The sequence below is a fragment of the Bacillus cereus group sp. BfR-BA-01350 genome (assembly GCF_022663775.1).
Lineage (GTDB): Bacteria > Bacillota > Bacilli > Bacillales > Bacillaceae_G > Bacillus_A > Bacillus_A paranthracis.
Genome location: NZ_JAKUGD010000016.1, coordinates 65,422 through 72,012, shown reverse-complemented (window position 1 = coordinate 72,012; position 6,591 = coordinate 65,422). Strand labels below are relative to the sequence as shown.

Sequence of the window (6,591 nt, the reverse complement as noted above, 5' to 3'; positions counted from 1 at the left end):
ATAAAAGAATTAAGGCAAAATTAAAGGGTATGAGCCCAGTACAATACCGGGCTCATACCCTAGAGGCTGCCTAATGAAACGACCTGTCTAACTTTCGGGGGTCACTTCATTAAGGACGGCTCTTGTTTTATTTTTCGAACCTTACACACTCACCTGAAATCCACTAATTACCATTAATGTTATACATACCATCTTTATATCCCTTTATTACTTCGCACTGCAATACTTCCATGTACTTTCTAAGAGTGCTATCACTTATTCCTAGTCGTTTGGATACTTCACTAGCAGAATAAACAATTTCGTCCGTCATAACGTTACAACGGATTTGATTAATTAAGAAGATAACTATTTCAAATCGGAAGAGGGTTTAAAACAGTTAAAGAAAATGATTTTTGGATGTAACTTCACTTCACTTAAATAAATGACACCATTTTTATTTTAATCCCCTCTAATAAAGAACAGACATAAAAAATAATATTTTACCCAATAAATAATATATATACATTTATAAATGCAATATTGCATATCGCATGGACGCCCTAAATAAAATATGCAACAATTGGAATCGTTATTTTAAAAAAACATTTTTGGAGGAATTATACACTTATGTTAAACCTAAACTTAAAATCAAAATTCAAGAAAATCATCCCAGCTTCAATGGCATTCGCTGCACTTTTAACAGTTGCACCACTTTCTTCTTTTGCTGCTGAAACAGATGCACCTGTGAAAAATAATGTTGTGAATTTCCCACAAACAAACTACAATGTGACTGATTTAAATCAAAATCCAACAATTGATATAGATGAAGACGGCGAGGTATCTGCTCAAGGTTGGAAAAAGCAAGGATTAATTTACGGTTTAAAATGGGGCGGTGAAGCGTTAGAAAGCCTTCTTGGATACTTAGGTAAAGCAAAATATAAGAACGCTGTAAAAGAAAATCGTTTATCAATTGCCCACTATTTAGAGTACACAGAAAATGTAGCTAAACGAGGATTAAAAAACTTTTTAATTGATGATTGCGGCATAACACCTTCTACAGCAGATGTAGTAGCGGAAGGAATTTTATTTGTTATTCTATAATGTGTAATAATAGTATTGATACCTTATAGAAGTATGGAGATGATATACATGAACACGAATGAATTCGAATTATTAAAATATCAAATTGAACTATTGAAAAAAATGGTTAATATTGATGACAACCCTCTCTATGATTATATGATTGACTATAATTTTTCTAGAGAACAACATAATATTTTTGTAGATATTCTAAGTGCTTTTTCTCTTCAATTAAGACGTCAATCAGAGCAATTAGAAAAAGATGGAATTAAATATTTTGAATCTCATAAAGAAGCCATGTTATCTAAATACTCTCATTTAGATACTACAGGTTTTAATGGACTATCTATAGAAAATGCTCCAACTTTTGAAGCATTTTCATCTCTTATTACTCCATTTTTACCTGAAGATGTAAAACCTTTAATTTTATTAAAGCGTACGAATCGACAAGGTATACATACAGACATTTGTGAGTATTTAATTTCAGAATCACAAAAATAAGGCGCAATATGCGTCTTATTTTTACGTTTGAAAGGACTAACATTCGATGAAAAAAATAACTATTCATAATTTACCTTTATTTGCTTTTACTATTTTTTCTTTATTAATCTTTTTTATTGGTGGATTAAATGAAAAAAACGTATTTGCTGCTGAACATGATATAAAAAAAGACTACTTAATTATGTTTAATAACACAGTTGACGAACAACTTATCATTAAACATGGTGGTGTTATTAAGGAAACCTTTGAAAATTTACCTATTATTAAAGCTGAATTCTCCTATAATCCTGAAAAAGTTTTAAAACATAATAGTAATGTTAGTGAAGTGGAAGTAGATCAAACTATTAAAGCCCTTGGGGATAGTAATACTCAAACTAATCCCTCAATGACACAATCAAAATCCATCAACACTATTCCTTTCACTGGAAAAGGGGTATCTGTTGCTATATTGGATTCGGGAATTGATACAGAACATACAGATTTAAAAATAAAAGACGGTATTTCATTTGTAGAGAATCACCCAAGTTTTGATGATGATAACGGTCACGGGACACATTTAGCAGGAATTGTCGCAGCACAAGATAATGAATTAGGAATGACAGGTATAGCACCTAATGTAGATTTATATGCCGTAAAAGTATTAGATAAATATACAAATGGAAAATACAGTACAGTTGTAAAGGGAATAGACTGGGCCATTGAACATAATGTAAATATTGTTTTAATGAGCTTAGGAGGAAAGAAAGAGTCAGCATTTTTTAAAGAAGCTATGGACAAGGCTTATCAAAAGGGTATCTTATTAATTGCCTCAGCTGGTAATGAGGGGTATAAGGACGGAAATACAATTTCTTATCCTGCAAAATTCCAATCAGTAGTTGCTGTCGGAGCTTTAGATAAAAATGATGCACGCGGTTTTCTTTCAAGTAAAGGTGATGAACTTGAATTAATGGCACCTGGTGTTGATATTTTAAGTACATGGAAAGATGGAAATTACAGATTAGATAGCGGAACATCTATGGCAGCAGCCCACGTCGCGGGCGTTGCTTCATTAATATTTGAAAAGAACCCTTATTTATCAAATAAACAAGTTAGAGAGATTATGAATAAAGCGGCTATTTCTCTTGGTAATGCTTTTGAATATGGTAATGGTAAGATAAATGTAGACTACGCTCTAAATATGGCGGATTAAACATAATGTTAAAAGGTGCACTTAAATATGAGTGCACCTTTTAACATTATTTAACACAAATATTATTATGCTAATCTAAAGTTTCCGTATTTACATTTTTTCTTTTTATCTCATAATTTTAATTTGGGGAAAGGGAGGAAAGAAATGGTTCAAATCAAAGTAACAACTGAAATGCTAGAAGAAGTTGCTAATTGTGCAAATAATACCAGCATCGCATGAGAAACTATACATAATAATTTATGTAATGAAATAGATCATTTGTGTTTTCAATGGATTGGTGCCTCTAACCAACAGTTCATTCAAATGTTCAATGATGCAAGACCAAAAGCTTTTACATCTATCAATTCGATTATAAAAGTGGAAGAGAATTTGAAAAGAATTGCCGAAAAAATTCCGTACCGCAGATGCTTCATATGATGGAAATCTTGAAGAAGGAGCAATGTGTGGTAAGTTAAATAGTGAGAAAAATGATGGATTTTTACGTGACAAGGTTTGGCATGGTCTCAAGGAAACTTATGAGGATCTTAGTAAAGTAAAAAATTCCGATGAGTCTTTATATGATAAATTTAAACATGGTATCGATGCAGCGTATAAAGATGTGAATAAAATAAAAGATACTATTCACGAGAATATGATGGGGGAGAGATAATTCGCGTTACTAGGCCACCAAATCCTGCAGGAGTATATGTTGCAGAGCTAAAGGTTGATGGTATTATAAAACAAGCTAAATCTTCATTTTTCCCTAAGGATTGGAATAGAGTCCAGGTAGTTGATTCTATTAAAGAAGCATATACCAATCTTGTTCAAATCGCTCCAAATAAATACGTAGAGCAAACTTCCTCTGGATTTAAGGTTGAGATGATTATTGAAAATGGAGAAATTACCACTGCTTATCCAAAATATACGAGCGCGATTAATTATTACATTAGTCCACCAAATATCAATGTAAATTAGAAACTTCAGAATTTAGGAGATTCCTTTTGCTTTGGAGAAATAAAATGATGACAGAAGGACGAGATATTGAAGTAAATTAAAAAGACTGCCTGTAATGAAGTGCACTCCAATTGTTAGACACATAATTAACAATTGGAGGTGCATTTTTTATGGCTAAATTTTCTTCAAAAGATAAAATACAAGCAGTAAATGGAACAATTTAAGCAAGAACTAGAAACTTATATTGATTACTACAATCACAAAAGAATTAAAACAAAACTAAAAGGATTGCCCCCTGTGTAATACAGAGTTCAATCCTTATTAGCTGCTTAATATATTTGTCTAACTTTTTGGGTTCAATTCAAATTCGCAAAGCTTTCTTCTATTTATGAGCAATTTGCTCCATATCCGGACTACAAGTATTCGACTGACATGACTTATTTAAAGAACATGCCGCGCATTTTCCTTTTTTACTTCTCTTTACAAAATTAACTAACGTGTATGCTGCATAACCAAAAATGATAGCTCCCATTATAATATTGACCATCATCACAATACATCTCCTTCTAGAATCCGAGTAGGGATCCAACTTGGTATATAATGAGCGTTAATACATAAGCAACTACGAGTGGATACACGACTGAGAAAATCGTCCATTTCGCTGATCCTGTTTCACGTTTAATAACAGCTACCGTCGCTAAACACGGAACATATAATAAAATAAAGAACATAAATGCATAAGCTGACAATGCTGTATAATGTGCTCCCATTACATTTCCAAGCACATCTTCTTTCACCGCATAAATAATGGCCATTGTAGAAACGACAACTTCCTTCGCTAAAAATCCTGTTAAAAGGGAAGCTGCAGCTTGCCACGTTCCAAAACCGAGCGGTGCAAATAGTGGTGCGATAAATCCACCAATCATTGCTAAGAAACTGTCTCCCATATCAACACCAAATCCTGATGGCCCTGCATAATTTAATAGCCAAATGACAACAGAACCACCGAAGATAAATGTACCTGCTTTACGAACAAATCCTTTCCCTTTCTCCCACGTACTTAGCCATAACGTTTTCGCTTGCGGCACGCGGTAAGGCGGTAGTTCAATAACAAAAATAGATTTTTCCGCTTTTAAAATGGTAAGAGACATAATCTTTGTAACTAATAACGCAAGGACAATCCCTGCAACATATAGGGAGAACACAACAGTTGCCTGACTATGAGGGAAGAATACTCCCGCAAATAACGCATATACAGGCAAACGTGCCGAACAAGACATAAATGGTGTTACAAGAACTGTAAGTAAACGTTCTTTTTCTTGTTCAATCGTTCTCGCTGCCATAATCCCTGGAACGTTACAGCCAAAACCGATAATCATTGGAATGAACGCTTTTCCGTTTAAACCGAAGAACTCCATAATTCTATCCATAACAACTGCAATTCGCGCCATATACCCTGAATCTTCTAATAATGAAATGAAAAAGAATAGTGCAAAGATTTGTGGAACGAATACTAATACAGCACCAACACCGGCAATAATACCTTCTGTAACGAGTGCTTGAATAAAATCAGAAGCTCCGACACTTGTAAGTCCAGCTGTCACCCAATCCGTAAGCTGCCCAGCAAAAAACTCATCTAACATATCTGACAGTGGTGTCCCAATCCACGTAAACGTAACCTGAAAAATAAAAAACATAACTGCTAAAAAGATTGGAAGTCCTAAAATTTTATGTGTAATTAATCTATCAATTTTTTCTGAAAAAGGAATTTTTCCTTCTTTCTCATGCTTCATAACATTTGTTTTTAACTTTTCAATATACGCTTCACGAGTTTTATAAATATGCTCTTCCAACGTACAATCAAGTTTTTCTTCTAAGCGAGATCGAATGGCTATAAGTTCCTTATAAATTGGTAATGCTTTCATTTCTTTTTCTACTATTTCGTTATTGCTTAAAAATTGAAGCGCTAACCATCTCGGATGCTCGTAATTCGCTTTCTCTAAAAGAGAAATTACCTCTTCGATTCCTTCATCCATTTGTACACCATATGAAATAACGAATGGTTGTTTCTCGTTTTTGTCATTTTCTTTAAGAGTCGCAAGTAGTTCTTCACAACCTTTTCCGCTTCTTGCAACGACAGGAACGACTGTTACACCTAATAGTTCTGATAATCGTTTTACATCAATTACAATGCCTCTTTGCTTCGCCACATCAATCATATTTAAACCAATTGAAACTGGCTTACCAAATTCAAGTAATTGCAACGTTAAATGCATATTTCGTTCAAATTGCGAAGAATCCACAATATTTAACATATGCTGAAATTCTTCTGTTAGTAGAAAGTTTGTTACAACACCTTCATCACGTGAAACTGGATTCAAATCATACACACCCGGTAAATCAATCAATGTTCCTTGCTTATCTTTTAATTTACCAACCTTCTTTTCTACTGTTACACCGCTCCAGTTTCCTACATATTCATAAGAACCAGTAAGTGCATTAAATAATGATGTTTTCCCTGTATTCGGATTCCCTAGCAAAGCTACCTTATTCACGCTAATTCCACCTTTATCATTTTCGCGTCACAATGACGAATGCTAATTAACTGTCCACGACACTCCAATGTACAAGGACCTTTGAACATCGCTTTTTGCTTCATACGAAGTTCGCTTCCTTCCGAAAGACCAAAAGCAGCCAGTCTTCTCTTTAATAATTGATCTAACGACTGAACGCTTTTTACTAACACTTTCTCACCGATTTTAATATCTACTAAGCTCATAACCTTCCCCCTCAGAAGAGAATGATAATTATTTTCAGACAAATTATAGCACACTCTATTTCTCTTGTACTATACCCTTTTGCTTCATATTTATTAACATTTCGCTACAATTCTATTTCAATCATTGTCA

The 6,591-nt window shown here is 33.7% G+C and carries 7 protein-coding genes and 4 pseudogenes; 7 read left to right on the top strand and 4 right to left on the bottom strand.

What is annotated here, in order from left to right:
* Positions 1-190: 190 nt before the first annotated feature.
* Positions 191-310 (bottom strand): annotated as a pseudogene (locus MR147_RS27365) (MerR family transcriptional regulator); the annotation flags it as partial.
* Positions 311-606: 296 nt separating this feature from the next.
* Here MR147_RS27365 and MR147_RS24285 point away from each other — a divergent pair.
* From MR147_RS24285 to MR147_RS24260, 7 genes and pseudogenes are all read left to right on the top strand, one after another.
* On the top strand, positions 607-1,080 hold the full coding sequence (locus MR147_RS24285; RefSeq protein WP_000933426.1) for a hypothetical protein: 474 nt from the start codon (positions 607-609) through the stop codon (positions 1,078-1,080).
* Positions 1,081-1,128: 48 nt separating this feature from the next.
* A complete protein-coding gene (locus MR147_RS24280) occupies positions 1,129-1,560 on the top strand; it encodes a hypothetical protein (RefSeq protein ID WP_001095277.1) in 432 nt (143 codons plus the stop codon).
* A 46-nt stretch (positions 1,561-1,606) separates the two neighbouring features.
* Positions 1,607-2,749 (top strand): S8 family peptidase, encoded by a 1,143-nt coding sequence (locus MR147_RS24275; RefSeq protein WP_000724386.1) that lies wholly within the window; start codon positions 1,607-1,609, stop codon positions 2,747-2,749.
* A 144-nt stretch (positions 2,750-2,893) separates the two neighbouring features.
* A pseudogene (locus MR147_RS24270) lies at positions 2,894-3,215 on the top strand (WXG100 family type VII secretion target); the annotation flags it as partial.
* Positions 3,189-3,398, top strand: coding sequence for a hypothetical protein (locus MR147_RS27290; RefSeq protein ID WP_370648076.1), 210 nt, complete (start codon positions 3,189-3,191; stop codon positions 3,396-3,398). The pseudogene MR147_RS24270 and the gene MR147_RS27290, both read left to right, overlap by 27 nt.
* A pseudogene (locus tag MR147_RS27285) lies at positions 3,395-3,783 on the top strand (EndoU domain-containing protein). Before MR147_RS27290 ends, MR147_RS27285 begins: the two are co-directional and overlap by 4 nt.
* A 109-nt stretch (positions 3,784-3,892) precedes the next feature.
* Positions 3,893-3,985, top strand: a pseudogene (locus MR147_RS24260) (IS3 family transposase); the annotation flags it as partial.
* A gap of 79 nt (positions 3,986-4,064) precedes the next feature.
* Here MR147_RS24260 and MR147_RS24255 read toward each other — a convergent pair.
* The 3 genes from MR147_RS24255 to MR147_RS24245 are packed head-to-tail and all read right to left on the bottom strand — an operon-like array spanning position 4,065 to position 6,461.
* A complete protein-coding gene (locus tag MR147_RS24255) occupies positions 4,065-4,232 on the bottom strand; it encodes a FeoB-associated Cys-rich membrane protein (RefSeq protein WP_074606098.1) in 168 nt (55 codons plus the stop codon).
* A 16-nt stretch (positions 4,233-4,248) separates the two neighbouring features.
* Entirely contained in the window at positions 4,249-6,237 is a 1,989-nt protein-coding gene (gene feoB / locus MR147_RS24250) for a ferrous iron transport protein B (protein ID WP_074606099.1), read from the bottom strand.
* Positions 6,234-6,461, bottom strand: coding sequence for a FeoA family protein (locus tag MR147_RS24245; RefSeq protein WP_000060519.1), 228 nt, complete (start codon positions 6,459-6,461; stop codon positions 6,234-6,236). Before MR147_RS24245 ends, feoB begins: the two co-directional genes overlap by 4 nt.
* Positions 6,462-6,591 lie beyond the last annotated feature (130 nt).

Excerpts from the sequence above, each read along its gene's own strand:
- MR147_RS24275 (WP_000724386.1), top strand. The coding sequence starts at position 1,607 with ATGAAAAAAATAACTATTCATAATTTACCTTTATTTGCTTTTACTATT.
- MR147_RS24280 (WP_001095277.1), top strand. The coding sequence starts at position 1,129 with ATGAACACGAATGAATTCGAATTATTAAAATATCAAATTGAACTATTG.
- MR147_RS24285 (WP_000933426.1), top strand. The coding sequence starts at position 607 with ATGTTAAACCTAAACTTAAAATCAAAATTCAAGAAAATCATCCCAGCT.
- MR147_RS24245 (WP_000060519.1), bottom strand. The coding sequence starts at position 6,461 with ATGAGCTTAGTAGATATTAAAATCGGTGAGAAAGTGTTAGTAAAAAGC.
- MR147_RS24255 (WP_074606098.1), bottom strand. The coding sequence starts at position 4,232 with ATGATGGTCAATATTATAATGGGAGCTATCATTTTTGGTTATGCAGCA.
- MR147_RS27290 (WP_370648076.1), top strand. The coding sequence starts at position 3,189 with ATGTGTGGTAAGTTAAATAGTGAGAAAAATGATGGATTTTTACGTGAC.